We start from the raw sequence: 16,144 nt of genomic DNA, 5'->3' as shown, positions 1-16,144 counted from the left end.
AATATTTTTTCAGTTTAACCTAGAATAAAAAAAACACACGTAATGAAAAGAATATTTGTATTACTTACCGTTTTTTTGATAGTAACAGCATGCAATAATGCTAAAAAAAATGAGCAAAAGCAAGACATACCAAAAACAGATAAGAATGTGCTTTTCATTGTTATTGACGATTTAAATAACACCCTAGGTACTTATGGACATCCAATTGTAAAAACACCAAATATTGATAATCTGGCCGGTATGGGAGTTCAGTACAATAACGCCTATTGTAATTTTGCCGTTTGTGGACCTAGTCGTAGTTCATTCTTAACGGGTTTACGCCCAGAAACTATTAATGTAATTGATAATAACACGCCTTTACAACCACTATTGGGAGACAAAGTAACGTTGCCATATTTATTTAAGCAAAATGGTTTTGAGACCATTGGTTTGGGTAAAATATTTCACAGAATGGGAGAGTATGACGATACTAAAGCTTGGGATGCCTATTATAATTTTGAAACCACTAAATTGGGTAAACAAGGCGAAAAAAGAAATCTTACGGATGGGGAATTGAAATGGTGCTGGTGGCAAGCAAGAGAAGGAACTGATGACGACCAAGAAGATGGGCAAATTGCTAAGAAAGCCGTTGAGATTATTAAAACGAAACGTGATAAGCCTTTCTTTTTGGCAGTAGGACTAAAAAAACCCCATGATCCATTTGTTGCTCCCAAAAAGTATTTCGATATGTACCCGTTAGAGGCCTGTGATCCTCCTTTGTTACCAGAAGGATGGGAACCACCCTATAGCCACACCTTGCCCAACGAAACATCGATTTTTAATAATTTTTCAGACCAAGATAAGCGTGAGTTCCTGCGCTCTTATTATGCCTGCACCAGTTTTATGGATGCTCAGGTTGGTAGATTATTAGATGCACTTAAAACTTCAGGGCAATTGGAAAATACACTCGTTGTGTTTTTTGGAGATCATGGCTATCATTTAGGCGAGCATAATTGGTGGAATAAAGTAACTGTTTTTGAAAAGGGTACAAATGCTCCTTTCATAATGGCTGGAAATTCGGTGGGTAAAAAAGGTGTAAAATCTACAACAATGTTTGAGTTTATAGATATTTACCCAACACTAGCAGAACTTATGGATTTAAAAAATGTTCCAGAATATTTAGAAGGACAAAGTTTTGCAGCTAGTGTTGATGATCCAGAAAAACCATTTAAGACTGAAGTTAAAGCTGTAACAAGAAGAGGGGATATGTTAGGAAGGATGGTAAAAAACAAGGATTGGAGATATGTAGAATGGGATTTTGGAAAAAAAGGTAGAGAACTTTACAATCAGCAAAATGATCCCCTTGAATATAATAATCTAGCAAAAGATGCATCGCATAAAGATGTTGTTGATGAAATGAAAGCACTTCTATATAAAAAAGATTGAGTCTTAAATTAAATATCATTTTGATTATGGGTAAAAAATTCAAAAAGTTAGTATTTGTTTCAATAGTTTGTTTGTCAGTTTTAAGCGATTCGTTACATGCTCAAGAGAAGCCTAATACAGCGGGGAGTCTAATTTCTATCATGACATATAATTTAAAGTTTGCAAGTCCAACATATAAACCATTATGGGAAGTTAGACGAGATATGCAAATTGATTTGATTAATAAATACAATCCAGATATTATTGGTACTCAAGAAGGGCTTAAGGAACAAATTGATTATTTGGCAGATCATTTGCCAGAGTATGTAGTGGTAGGCGAAGGTCGTCAAGGTGGCGATGATGATGAGCATATGGCTATCTTTTATAAACGGGATAAATTTAGACTTAGAGAACTAAATAGTTTTGCATTATCTAGTACACCAGAACGTATTGGAAGTGGTCCTAATGTAAATCCTAGATTGATGACTTGGGCACGCTTTGCATTTATTAATACTCCTAAAACAGGACAAGAAAGCGCATATCCAGCAGATTATAGAGGGCATTGGGAAAACAATCAAGAATTTTACGTTTTTAACACTCATTTTTTTAATGGTAGAGAACCTCAAGGACGATTAAGCGCATCAAAATTAATTATGGAAAGGATTGAAAAGCTTAACCATTTTGGAAGCTGGGAGCAAGAGCGTCCTATTTTTTTATTAGGCGATTTTAACTGTCATCCAAAGAGTGCACCGCACAAAGTATTTGTAGGCGAAGGAAATAGCGAAAATTCAGATTTGTTCAAAGATACTAATGTGAATGGGGACCCTAAGGAGATAGATTGGATTCTTTACAAAGGATCTGTTGAAGTTTTAAAATATGAAGAAGTCAATTATAATGTTGATGGTGTATATCCATCAGATCATAAACCAATTTTTGTTAAATTTTTGATAAATATATAGAAATACGTCATGAAGCTAACTGTTAAATTGAACGTTTTCATAAATTAATAGTAGCTTAAATAATTCTAAATCCAAGTTTTAACCAAATTAGAGTAAGATGTTAGCAAAACAAAAAAGTAAAACCTTAACGTTTTTATTCATACTGTTTTTCTTTTGTTCGATAGGAATGACAGCACAAAATAGCAATGAGACCATTAATTTTACTACATCTCAAAAAAGTGGTTTAATAAGTAAGTCATTTAAAAATGTGTCTCCTATTGGTGGATGTGTTGCCACATACAATCTAGTAATTCCAAAGATTAAAAAAGGCGTTATAAATGAAGGCTACTTAAATAATTGGGTTTCTGGTTATGAAACATTTCCGAAACCTTTCAATAGTTTTGACCAATTTAAAGATAGACAATCAAGTGAGATTCCTGTTGATTATTTTAAAAATGCGACAGGTAACGGATACTTTATGTTATTGGAATTAGAGGATGGTAATTTTTTAAGCATTCTTCCTTTGGTATCTAAGAATATGATGGCTTTTATTAATATGGATGGTGGAAAACCACATTTAAAATTAGCGACGTTTGGAACGCAAGCGTATTCTGGTACTGTGCCTTTATTGAGTTATGCCTATGCTAACGATCCTTACACCGCCACACAAAAAAGCTGGGAACTAGCACTTCAATCTGAGTTTTGTAAAGATAATGTGCAATTACGTTCCAATAAAACGTATCCAGAAATGTACGAATATCTTGGGTGGTGTACATGGGAAGCATACGAGGGAGGCATCACTGAAGAGATTGTGATCAATAGCATTAATACTATTAAAAAAAGCGAGGTTCCTGTGCGTTGGCTTATTGTGGATGATGGCTATTTGGATCAGGAAACAAAAGGGGCGACACGCCCTCAGCTTTTAAGTTTTGACACCAATTCTAAATTTCCTAATGGGTGGGAAAATATTACGTCTTTAAAAGAAGATGATAATGTGAAATGGATGGGCATTTGGAGAAATATGAGTGGTGGTATGTATGGCGTAAGCAAGAATCATACAATGACAGCCTTGAATGATTATTTAGAACCTAGCATCATTAGCAATACAACAAACAATCAAAAAAGTACAGAGTGGGTTGAAACCATGGTTGTTAAGCCAGGAACAAAAGCTTCAGAACAATTCTATAATGCGATGACTGCCAATACAAAAGTATCTGGTTTTGATTTTCAAAAAGTAGATTTTCAAACCTTTAATTTTTGGATGTATGCCAATAGCGATAATGCGGTAGAGAAAGCACATCAAAATAATCAAGCCCTTGAAAAAGCATGTAAAGACAATAACATTGAACTTTTAAATTGTATTTCTCAATCAAATGTAAATGTGTTTAACACAAAATACAGTGCCATTTCAAGAGCAAGTGTAGATATAAAACTTCATTTGCCAAAAGAAAACATGAGAAGAACGCGCCAGTCATTTGCTAATAATATGTGGTGGGGAGATATTATTTATGGCGACTTAGATATGTATCACACAAGTAATAAGGAGACTGCTCAATATTTAACAATTGCTAGAGCTATTTCTGGAGGTCCCATTTATATTTCAGATAAACCTACTGAATTTGATAAAGATGTAATTGATCCACTTATTTTTGATGATGGTAAAATAATACGAACTTTAGCTCCTGCTGTTCCTCTACATGAAAGTTTGTTCTCAAATACAAATGATACTGCTTACAGGGTTATAGCTCCTGGAAGAGAAAAAAGCTGCACAATTGCCGCATTTAATTTTTCTAATGAAAGTATAATAAAAGCTTCCATAAATGCAGATGACTATCAATACGCATCAGCTAAAGAGCAGCCATTTAATGGATTGTGGGTCATGCCCAATGAGGGTTTGGTTTTATACGACTATGAAAAGAAAGCAGGAGATAGATTAACCAATAGCCATCACTTTGAGGTTGAAAACATGAAAGGAAAAATCTTCACTTTATCTCCTATAATTAAAGGTTGGGCTGTTATTGGACGGTCGGATAAATATATCTCAGGCTGTACTTATAGAATAGAAAAACAAACAAAAAGAAAACTTACGTTGATTTTAGATGAGTCAGGACCAATTGTAGTTTACTCTGCAACACAAAAACCTCAAACCTCACATGGAATTGTCAAATCTATAGGAAAAGGATTTTACAGTATCGAACTCTCTACTGGAGAAAAAAATAAAAAATTAACGTTGTATAAGGATTAGAAATTTTTGTGAAGGAATATAAATATGATTTCTACTTAAAATAGATGCAAAGAATGAGACATAATAGAAATATCAGGTATGTAATATTTCAAGTATTTATACTTCAAATGGTATTATTTTTTGGTTGTACACCAAACGATAATGTAGTGCGTATTTATACGGAATCGGATAGCCCACAAATTCAATTTACGATTGATGAATTAGCAATTGTTTTCAAAGAGAAACATGTTAATTTAGTATTCTCAAACTCAGAAGATGCAGATATTCAATTTACGCTTCAGCCAGAAAATAGAGAAATAAAAACGGAAGGCTTCCGTATCAACAAAGATGATGATAGGATCAATATTATGGCTTCAGATGAAGCAGGAGCTATGTATGGTGGATTAGAAGTAGCAGAACAAATAAAAATATCTGGATTGAAAGGCGTTACTGAACAAGTTCAAAATCCGTATATGGAACGCCGAGGGACTAAATTCAATATTCCGTTGGATGTTCGTACGCCAAGTTATACAGATGTTAGTGATGTAGCACAGAAAAATATTGCAGAGATGTGGAATTTTGATTTCTGGAAAGAATACATCGATAATTTGGCCAAATACCGATATAATTATTTTTCCTTATGGAGCCTGCATCCTTTTCCATCCATGTTGAAAGTACCAGGGTATGAAGATGTAGCGCTTGATGACGTTCAGCGCTCTACAGTAAAATGGAAAGAAAATTACAGTACAGATGGTCATGGCTTTTGTGCTCCAGAAATATTAGCTAATCCAGAGATATTGATTAAAATTTCGATGGACGAAAAGATTAAATTCTGGCAAAAAGTAATGCTGTATGCTAAAAATAGAAACATTGATTTTTACGTGGTAACATGGAATATATTTGTGCATGGCGCAAAAGATAAATATGGTATTACTGATGACATTGACAACCCGATAACCAAAGATTATTTTAGAAAAAGCATAAAACAGATGTTTGTTACCTATCCTGATTTGGGTGGTGTTGGATTGACAACTGGCGAAAACATGTATGGTCATTCTACAAAAGAGAAAGAAGATTGGGCGTTTGATACTTATGCGCAAGGTGTACTCGATGCTGCAGCCGAAATGCCCGATAGAAAAATCACTTTTATTCATCGTCAACATCAAACAGGAACTAAGGAAATCGCTGAAAAATTCAAACCATTAATCGATAATAAAAACATTGAATTTATATTCAGTTTTAAATATGCAAAAGCCCATGTGATGAGTGCGACTAAACAGCCCTATCATGAGGGCTTTGTAAACGATATTGGAAACTTAAAAACCATTTGGACCTTACGTAACGATGATACTTTTTATTACAGATGGGGGGCTCCTGATTTTGTTCGTGAATTCATTAAAAAAATTCCTATAGAAGTTTCAAGAGGCTATTATTATGGATCCGATCAGTGGGTATGGGGACGTGAGTTTACCATGAAAAACCCGGATAAGCCGAGAGAAATTGAAATTGTAAAACACTGGTACAATTGGATGATGTGGGGACGACTTGGCTATAACCCAGAACTATCCAATGAAAGATTTGCTCAGCTACTACAAGCCCGATTTCCAGAAAGTAATGGCGAAAAACTATTTACGGCATGGCAAGAAGCATCCATGATTTATCCCACCACAACGGGGTTTCATTGGGGCCACTTGATTTTCAGTGGTACATTGAAGGCTGCAAGGGACGCCCAAGATTTACGAATACAGAGACAGGGTTTCATGATGTAAATCGCTTCATCAATTTAGCTCCACATAAATATTCTGGTTTTCAGTTTATTCCAGATTTCGTAAAAATGACTTTAGAAGGCGGTACAACATCACTTAAAACACCGTTGGAAGTGGCTGAAAAACTTCATAAACATGCCGATATGGCTATGGAATTGCTAGAAATTTTGGAAGCAAATGGAAATAAAGAGATGGAAGTAACCTTACATGATATTAAGACCATGGCATCTTTAGGTAAATATTATGCATTCAAAATTGCAGGGTCTACACAGTTGGCATTATATCGAGAAAGCAAAGACAAAAAATATCAAGAGGCTGCTATTACAGAATTGGAAAATGCATTGGATGCATGGAAACAATATACTAAAAATGGACTTGAGCAAAACATCAATCCTATTTGGACCAATCGTGTTGGATATGTGGATTGGGTTAAAACCACGGAATGGGTCGCTCAGGATATTGAAATTGCAAAGTCAGGATAGTATGTTAAGTATATTGTTTTGTAATAAATATTTTAAATAAAATAAGTCAATTAATTATTATAAATCAAAATGAATTTTAATATGAAAAAAAGAAGCTTTATTATTTCTAAAGGTTTAATCCTATTCGGGTTTTTATTTTTTACCAAGGGCTTTGCACAAGAACGTGCAGAGAACCCTTTTATCAAACACATGTACACTGCTGATCCTTCTGCCCATGTTTGGGATGATGGCAGATTGTATGTATATCCGTCGCATGATGTTGAACCAGCACGTGGCTGCGACCTTATGGATGGTTATCATGTTTTTTCTACCGATGATATGGTCACTTGGAAAGACCATGGAGAGATATTACATTCCAGAGATGTAAAATGGGGCAGACCAGAAGGTGGTTTTATGTGGGCACCAGATTGTGCTTATAAAAACGGTAAATACTATTTTTATTATCCGCACCCCAGTGGAAGCGACTGGAACAATACATGGAAAATTGGAGTTGCAGTAAGCAAGTACCCTGATAAAGGATTTAAAGATAAAGGTTACATGAAAGGTGTGGGCGGATTTGCCATGATTGATCCTAGCTTATTTATCGATGATGACGGACAGGCTTATTTCTATTACGGAGGCGGTGGAAAATGTGCTGCAGGAAAGCTAAAAGATAATATGATGGAAATTGATGGCGAATTAAAACTACAAGAAGGACTCGCCGATTTTCATGAAGCACCATGGGTGTTTAAGCATAAAGATTTGTATTATTTAATTCATTCAGACAATGCGAAACCATTAAATAATATGGTTTATGCCACCAGTGAAAATCCGTTAGGACCGTGGGAAAATCGTGGTGTTTTTATGGATGAGGTAGGTTGTGGAACCACACATGGTTCTGTGGTTAAATACAAAGATCAGTGGTATATGTTCTACCATAATCAAGCGCTTTCAAATGAAGGTAATTTACGTTCTATTTGTTTCGATAAATTGTTTTTTAATGAAGATGGTAGCATTCAAAAAGTCATACAAACTAAATAACTAATTAAAGAAATAGCCTTTTAATAATTTAATCGAAAGAATTCCCCGATGCTTGCGTCGAAATAAAAAAGAAATTCCTATTTGATACCTCATACCCTTGGGTCGAGGTCAATGTCATTAAGTTAACGATTTAAATAACTGATATTCAGATAATTAAATTAGTTATATTCAAATTAATTTCGTATATTTAACTGATAATCAATTAGATGTAAGATGAAAAAAAACACCTATTTTTATTTTTAAAAAGATCGGTAAAGAAATTTTTAGTAGTCAACTTAAAGAAAGCTTTAGAGTTTCAGAAAAAGATTTTACAAGAACAAGAAAACAATCCTTTTCTACAACCTTATTACTTATGATGAATTTTTTAACAAAAAGCCTTTCTATAGAAATAGAAAACTTTGTAAATCATTTAAGACGAGACTGCGGTCTATTAAGTTTAAAATCTTTTACAAAAAGTGCTTTCGTGCAATGTCGTAAAAAAATACAACCAGGAGTTTTTAAAAAATTAAGTGAGATGCTCATTGATGAATTTTATACCGATAATGAACTAGGAATAAAATTATGGAATGGATTTAGAGTTTTAGCAGTTGACGGTTCTTCCATTACGCTTCCCTTTACAGATGAGTTGAAAGGTATTTACGGTCTTGTAAAAAATCAAACAGATACAGGCGTCGTTCAAGCAAGGGTTTCTGTACTCTATGATGTTTTAAATAAGTATGTTTTAGATAGTCAATTATCACCAAAAAAAGAGGGAGAAAGGGCCTTAGGATTGCTACATTTGGTAAAAACTAAAGCACGCGACTTGATTATTTATGACAGAGGATATCCCTCTTATGATTTTATAAATACGCAGTGCATAAAAAACATCGATTATTTGATGCGAATTAAAACAAGTTTTAGTGGCGTTACTAAAACTTTTATAGCCAGTAATAAAACAAGTCAAATTGTAGAAATTTTCCCAAGTAAAAACGCTGTTGTATCTGATAAACAATATGATAGAAATACCCCGATAAAAGTGAGATTACTTCGTGTGAAATTACCCAGCGGAGAAACAGAATTATTAATCACCTCTTTATTAGATAGCAAGAAGTATCCTAATAAAATATTCAAGGAACTATATTTTAAAAGATGGGGTGTAGAAATTTTTTACGATGAATTGAAAAACAAATTAAAAGTAGCGCATTTTTCAGGCTATTCCAACCAAAGTATTTTACAAGACTTCAATGCAGCTATATTCATTAGTAACGTACAGACACTAATCGTCAGCGATTTAGAAGATGAAATAATAGAGCAAACAAAAAACAGAAAGTTAACTTATAAAATAAACACCAATTTATCTTATGGCTTTTTGAAGAATAAAATAGTATCCTTATTTTTCTCTAATACAGATATGGAAGCTATTGTGGAGCAAATTAAAATACTGTTCAAACAAGAACTAGTCCCTATAAGACCCAATAGATATTATCAAAGAAATATAAGGAAATATGTTAGAAGAGAGAAACCGAAAGTTACTAAAAATCAAAAAGATAGCATATGAAAATCCCTTAACTTAATGACATTGGGGTCGAGGTAGTTCATTAATAAAGAAAATAACAAAAGCCAAAATATAAAACACTATTGATAACTAAAATGGGTTGAGGTATCAAATAAAACTCTAATCTGCTGAATCAATTTTAAAACTCATAAAATGAAACATATTTTTGTATTGCTAGCTATGTTTATTATCAACATCGGGGTGAAAGCCCAAAATCCGGTCATCAAGCATCCGTTTACGGCAGATCCCGCTATTCACCAATGGAGCGACGGAAAGTTTTATTTGTATGGTTCGCATGACAAAGACGATGCAGGGGTGTGGGACATGGAAGATTATCATGCTTTTTCTTCAGAAAATTTAGTGGATTGGAAAGATCATGGTGTGGTATTGCGCAATTCTGAAACCCCTTGGAGTGGATCGTTTTGGGCACCTGATACCGCTAAAAAGAACGGCCATTATTATTTCTATTTTCCGGAAGGAGACCATATAGGTGTTGCAGATAGTGACTCGCCTACAGGACCATTTAATAATCCTCGCAGTTTATATAAAATGCCAGATGGCTATGTACAAGCTCATGATCCTTGTGTATTTAAGTATAAAGGGAAAAATTATCTTATTATTTCTGAACGTAAAAGTCTGGATTCGCCTTTTTACCCTGTAGTTTTTACACTTACTGAAACTATGGATCAGATTGTCCCTGGTTCTAAAGAGGAACTTCCACCTATGGAAGGTTTTCATGAAGGACCGTTTCTATTTGAACGAAAAGGAAAAGTATACATGATTGGTGGAGGTTATGCTTCCCTGCGTTATTGGATGGCTGACGACCTTTTTGGTCCCTATGAGTATATGGGCGATTTTTTTAAAGGAAATGACACGTTTACAATCTCAAAAACAGCACATGGTTCTGTTCTGGAATTAGAAGGACAATATTATTTGGCGTATCACTACGATATTTTTCCAGATGGCGCATACCAACGTACAACATGTATTGATTATATGTACTTTAATGAAGATGGCACCATCAAACTTATTACACCAACTAGAGCTGGGGTTAAACCTGTTGTTGTTGAAAAAAAAATAAGATGATGATTTTGAGCTAAACACATAATAGTATAAAGAAAACTCATAAAATAGAAAAGGATTTATAATTCTTAAAGTTATGTCCAAAACAGCTTTCATAAAAATGGTCTTTCTAGAATGTTGGATTATGGCATTAGGTTGTAATCTTGATAAAGTGGTTTTGCAAAATAAAAATCATGGTTTTGAAAAAAGTCTTGCAGGTTGGTCCACATATATAGCACCCAGTATGGCTGCTGATGCTATAATAAAGACGGTCCATAGTGAAGGCGCAAAAAAAGGACAGCACCATTTATTTATGCGTTTGCCCGCTAATGCAAAGGATAATCAATCTCATTTTATTCACATCGGGCAATACCTAGACTTAAAGAAGCAAAAGCGGTACAGGTTTTCTGTGGATGTAAAATGGGCGAATCCAGAGAATACATTACCAAGTGCCATTATTTCCATTTGGGCTAAAGGGAGTGATGCTACTTATTTTGGAAAAGATGTGTGGATTGATAAAGGAGATGGGTTTAAACATTTTGAATTTGAGTTTATGCCTCAGGAAAATGAGAAAGTGTTTTGCTATTTATCGTTATTAACGCATCAAGAAGACTATGATGCTACCGATATTTATGTTGATGAATTTAAGATTGAGGAAATGGGCCTTGTTTTTGTTGAAGCCGATCCCCGACCAGCTTATAAAAATTTGCTTAAAAATACTACTTTTGATGAAGGCTTAAAACATTGGCTTACTACCAGTAATAATCCACATAGGGTAGACCATTTAAATAGTTATGTGCTCAAGGAGGTAGGTAATCCTAAATTACGCTTTGAACTACCAGCAGCAAGTGATTCGGATTATTTAAATAATACTTGGGCGGGTGTTTATCAAAACCTCAAACTGTATGCGGGCAATAACTACCAATTAAAGGTCATGATTGATAGAGTAGTTCCAGATTCAACACAATATCCAACCATTGTTAATATTTATGCTTACAAACCTAAATCGGATTTGAGCGATTCCAGATGGTTGGGTTCGGTAGATTATAAATTCAATAAAGCAGAACCTCATTTATATTCCAAGCGCTTAACCCCTTTAGAAACTGCCGATTACCATATTGTGCTGCGCATATTTGGTTGGGGGAATAACGGCAATCCGTTTAAATTGAATATTGATAATATTAAAGTAGAGCGCATTGAGTAATCTGTCATCTTATTTAAGGTTCTCGATCAGTAAATTATTGCTTGGTAAAATAATTTACTTATACCATTTCTTATTTAAAATTGCTGTAAAATAAAATGATGATTTTTTTCTTTATACGAAATAGAAAAATAAAGCATAGCCTTAGTTATGGTTTTTTTTATGTTGAAGTAGAAAGGAAAAAGGGCGTTTTATTACGGTTATTTTAGATGAGAGATGGTATTACTACAAATTTATTTCAAATGATATCATGCATTCTATTGTTTGTGTAGGATGATTTTTTTTAAACATATCTGTGCTATTTTATACAAATACTAGTGTGTTAATCAATTATTAATCCTATTGTAACTGTTTATTAATCAATTTTTAATAGTCCCATCTACTTTCGGTAACTAAATAATAATTAAACCTAATAACAACTAAACAAATGAAACTACAAAAAATTTTAAGTTGCTTACTTTTTACAGTAGCAACAACATTCAGTTTAAATGCGCAACAATATGATTATGGTTCGCGTGAAACCAAAGGGAACTTATCTAGCTCAATACCTGAAGCTAGTGGCATGGCACCATCTTATAAACATAGTAACTCCTTTTGGGTGCATAATGATGGTGGTTCTTCAAACAATGAAATTTATCTGTACAACTATGATTCTGAAACAATTACAAAAACGGTCACGATAAATAATGAAGAAAATCGTGATTGGGAAGACATGGCGTCTTTTGAATATGGCGGTACAAGCTACCTTGCCATTGGAGCAACTGGAAAAAACAGCAGTGGCGGTAAACGAAGACAAATTATTATTGTTGAAGAACCTGGCAGTAACACTACTGTCTCTAAACACAAAAGATTTGTACTTAAAGATCCAGGAAGTGGTTTGGAAGATATTGAGGCCATTGCTGTAGCTCCATTAGCTAATAAAGTTATTATGCTAGGAAAAGATGGTAATATAAATACTGGCAAATCAAGGATCTATTCTTTTGATTTAAACATGAATAATACCACAACGGTAGATTTAGATTTGGGGCAACCAAGTATAAAAACAGATGAAATGGTATTAAGAGTTACCGGAATGGATATCTCTAAAGATGAAAAAAGAATCATCATCATTGGTTATAAAAATAATACAGGAGATAACGATTTACATGAATATACTGTAAACAATGGACAATCTATTAAAGATGCATTACATGATAATACGCCTCGTAAAATAGATCTTGAAACTAATAAGGGCTACCAATACGAATCTGTTTGTTATGATGAAGAAGGAAAAGATATTTATTACACCTATGAAACAAATGGTGCTAGAGTATATAAATTTAGTGCTATAGAAAACAATACCAACCCATTACCTAGCGATTACTTTTTTGATGTAGAAAGCCTTACAGATTGGACATCTTCTGGAAGTATATCATTAGATAATGATAGAGAAATTGGAGATAAATCTATAAAAGGAAATAGTTTTTCATCGAGTGTGGAGTATAAAAAAGAAATTACAAATGGTAAAACCACAGGTGTTACCCATAACAATGGGAAATTAAAATTTTGGTATAAAGCGAATGACGCTGTTAGTCAAAACAAATCAGATCAAATTCGTGTAGAAATAAGAAGTGTTGGTGGCGACGATAATAATGAGTACCAATGGACTTTAACTAATGTTGTTGCCGGTTGGAAACAATACACTTTAGATTTAGATGATAATGCTAAAACTGGAACAGTAGATTTATCTAACATCAATTATTTTAGAATTTATAATAGTTATGGCAGTTTTGGAAGAACAACATTTTTAGATGCTATCAGTTTTGAATCAGATGCACCAAGTATACCTGCAATAATTGATAATTGTGAATCTACATCAGGATGGTCTTCAGAAAATGGAAGCGTTATTCTTAGTGGTACAAGACAAGAAGGAGATCACAGTGTTAAAATGGAAGGTACTAATGTATTAGAATTCAAAAAAGAGTTTTCTGGAATTAGTACAGGCTATTCTTTAAGTAATGGCATTTTAAAATTGGATTATTATGCAAGTGAAGATTTAGACGATGTTCATTTTGAAATCAGTAGTACAGCCGGATCTAATGTAGATAATGAAGATTTAGAATGGGTGCAAGATGCAAGCGAAGGTTGGAATGCAATTAATATACCTTTGAATGACCCAAATGTTATTGGCTCTGGAAATATTAACTTAAATTCTATTAAGAGTTTTAGAATATTTAACACTACGGAAAACGGTAATAATAGAACCACACGTGTAGACCATATTAGAATTGAATCTTCTTCTTCTAATCCTATTCCCGTCCAAAATGATATTGTAGGTAAGTTAATTACAGGTTACCAAGGTTGGTTTGGAGCTGATGGAGATGGCTCACCAAGAAACCATTGGAGACACTGGAATTCCAGTCAGCCTACTGCAAACGATCAAGATTTTGAACTGTATCCAGATATGCGAGAGTATACCAATACGTATCAAACAGGCTACGCGAATTTAGGAAATGGGCAGCCAACAACATTATTTTCATCTTATGACAATCAAGTGGTTGACAAGCATTTTGAATGGATGCGAGACTATGGTATTGACGTAGCAGCTTTACAGCGTTTTGGAAGTAGTTTAACTAATACAACAAAGAAGGCTCATAGAGATGGTATGGCAACCAAAGTTAGAAATGCTGCTCAAACTTTTGGACGTAAGTTTTTTGTTATGTATGATATTTCTAGCTGGACTAATTTTCAAAGTGAAATTAAAACAGATTGGCAAAATACTATTGATGGAAGTTTAGATTTACTTGCATCACCTGCATATGCGAAACAAAATGGTAAACCAGTAGTTTGTATTTGGGGGTTTGGAACACCAAATAGACCAGGAAACAATGCTTCGTATTTAGATGTAATAAATTGGTTTAAAGGCCAAGGCTGTTATGTTATGGTTGGTTTAGATAAAGATTGGAGACAACAATCGCAAAATTTACAAGCCTTTAATGAGGCCGATATGATTACGCCATGGCATGTAGGTACTTTTGAGTACAGTGGTTTGAATAGTCAGGAGTTTAATCATAGTTGGGTCCAAAAGATAGATGATGATATGGATTATTGTAAAGCAGAAGGTATTGATTATATGCCTGGTGCATGGGCAGGTTTTGCTTGGTCTAACTGGAACGGAGGAACGGTTAATAGCAAACCAAGAATGCACGGTGATTTTATGTGGGATCAATTTTATTACATAAAAAGTAAATTTAATGAGAAAAATATGCCAGCAACGACTTATGTTGCCATGTTTGATGAGTATGATGAAGGTACTGCCATAGCTAAAGCAGCTGAAGACGCGTCTATGATTCCAACAGATCAGTATTTCTTAACACTAGATGCTGATGGTGTGCATTGCTCATCTGATTTTTATTTAAGACTTACGGGTGATGGTGCTAAAATGATGAAAGGCGAAATAGCTTTAACTAAAAACCATCCTACCCCTCATGTTGTTCCTATTACAACAGCAGATGATTATTTGGATGTTTGTGATTCTTCCTATGGATGGAATACCAGTAGCTCTAATACTTTAACAGCTAGTGGTACAGTTCAGGAAGGAAGTCATAGTGTGAAAATGATAGGAGATGGACAGGATGAGTTTTATAAAGTGTATCCAACACCTTATAATACTGAGGTATCTGAAACTGCTGGGGTGCTTAAGTTTTGGTATTACGTAGAAGATGTTTCGAAGTTTAATTCCAGCAACCAGATAGAATTGGGTAGTGGCGGAGCAGCAGATGTAAATGAATACAATTGGAGCTTAAGCGGGTTAACTAATGGCTGGAATGAAATAAGTTTGAACATAAGTGATGCAAACGTTACAGGTGGTACACCAGATTTAGGTGCTATAAACTGGTTCCGTATTTACCGAAGTAAAAATGGTTCTACAACCACACGAGTGGATGGAATTCAATTACAGAATGGGGGCTCTTCTTCTAAAACGGCAAAAAGCAAATTAAAAAATAATGCTGAGTTGTCTAGAATTAATCTTTACCCCAATCCAGCTAAAGGTTTTGTTAATATTGATTTAAATGGTTACCAGACTAAAAACATTCATATTAGACTTTATGATATTACCGGTAAAAAAATTATAGATCAAGAAATTTCAGGTAAGAGTCAATCCGTTTTTAGATTGGATGTTAATCAAGTTAGTTTAGGAATACATATACTTCAAGTTGTATTTGATGGTCAAATTCAAAGGTTAAAGTTGAGTATAAAGTAAAATAGCAAAATAAAAAAGTAATTTAAAGCCAGTGATGTATACATCACTGGCTTTTTTTTTAAACATGCTTAACGGTTCGATTATATCTAATCTAAAACTTAAAGTTTGATTGAATTAAAAAGAGTTTAGGTTTTTGAATATGTTTTTTTTTCAATCATCTATAATGGATTCTTCAAAAGATTTTAGACAGCATATTGTTATTGTTAATAAATGAATATATGTTACAAATTTGCTTCAAAACTTATTATTCATCAGAGGTTTTTAGATGAA

10 protein-coding genes are annotated in these 16,144 nt (G+C 33.9%); all 10 read left to right on the top strand.

All coding sequences use genetic code 11. From position 1 onward, the window contains the following. The first annotated feature begins 42 nt into the window (after positions 1-42). The 10 genes from BST83_RS11470 (at position 43) to BST83_RS11425 (ending at position 15,874) form a co-directional block, all read left to right on the top strand. Positions 43-1,425, top strand: a complete 1,383-nt coding sequence (locus BST83_RS11470; RefSeq protein WP_104809911.1) for a sulfatase — start codon at positions 43-45, stop codon at positions 1,423-1,425. Positions 1,426-1,451: 26 nt separating this feature from the next. Next, complete coding sequence (locus BST83_RS11465) at positions 1,452-2,363, top strand: endonuclease/exonuclease/phosphatase family protein (protein WP_104809910.1); 912 nt, start codon at positions 1,452-1,454, stop codon at positions 2,361-2,363. Positions 2,364-2,529: 166 nt separating this feature from the next. Then, positions 2,530-4,587, top strand: a complete 2,058-nt coding sequence (locus tag BST83_RS11460; RefSeq protein ID WP_170062780.1) for a Sip1-related alpha-galactosidase — start codon at positions 2,530-2,532, stop codon at positions 4,585-4,587. 53 nt (positions 4,588-4,640) lie between these two features. Then, positions 4,641-6,335: a beta-N-acetylhexosaminidase family protein gene (locus tag BST83_RS11455; protein WP_146092160.1), complete on the top strand. Its 1,695-nt coding sequence runs from the start codon at positions 4,641-4,643 to the stop codon at positions 6,333-6,335. Positions 6,336-6,400: 65 nt separating this feature from the next. Beyond that, positions 6,401-6,814 carry a hypothetical protein gene (locus BST83_RS11450; RefSeq protein WP_104809907.1) on the top strand — a complete coding sequence of 138 codons (414 nt, stop codon included), beginning with the start codon at positions 6,401-6,403 and terminating at the stop codon, positions 6,812-6,814. A gap of 81 nt (positions 6,815-6,895) precedes the next feature. Next, positions 6,896-7,834: a family 43 glycosylhydrolase gene (locus BST83_RS11445; protein WP_104810853.1), complete on the top strand. Its 939-nt coding sequence runs from the start codon at positions 6,896-6,898 to the stop codon at positions 7,832-7,834. Between the two features lie 229 nt (positions 7,835-8,063). Then, complete coding sequence (locus BST83_RS11440) at positions 8,064-9,371, top strand: IS4 family transposase (RefSeq protein WP_146092158.1); 1,308 nt, start codon at positions 8,064-8,066, stop codon at positions 9,369-9,371. 150 nt (positions 9,372-9,521) lie between these two features. Beyond that, positions 9,522-10,454 carry a family 43 glycosylhydrolase gene (locus tag BST83_RS11435; RefSeq protein ID WP_104809905.1) on the top strand — a complete coding sequence of 311 codons (933 nt, stop codon included), beginning with the start codon at positions 9,522-9,524 and terminating at the stop codon, positions 10,452-10,454. Between the two features lie 73 nt (positions 10,455-10,527). Beyond that, positions 10,528-11,634, top strand: a complete 1,107-nt coding sequence (locus tag BST83_RS11430) for a hypothetical protein (protein ID WP_146092157.1) — start codon at positions 10,528-10,530, stop codon at positions 11,632-11,634. Positions 11,635-12,058: 424 nt separating this feature from the next. Beyond that, positions 12,059-15,874, top strand: coding sequence for a T9SS type A sorting domain-containing protein (locus tag BST83_RS11425; RefSeq protein ID WP_104809903.1), 3,816 nt, complete (start codon positions 12,059-12,061; stop codon positions 15,872-15,874). Positions 15,875-16,144 lie beyond the last annotated feature (270 nt).

This window comes from Polaribacter filamentus (assembly GCF_002943715.1).
Lineage (GTDB): Bacteria > Bacteroidota > Bacteroidia > Flavobacteriales > Flavobacteriaceae > Polaribacter > Polaribacter filamentus.
Note: the sequence above shows the minus strand (reverse complement) of the source record. Positions and strands in the feature narration are given on the sequence as shown.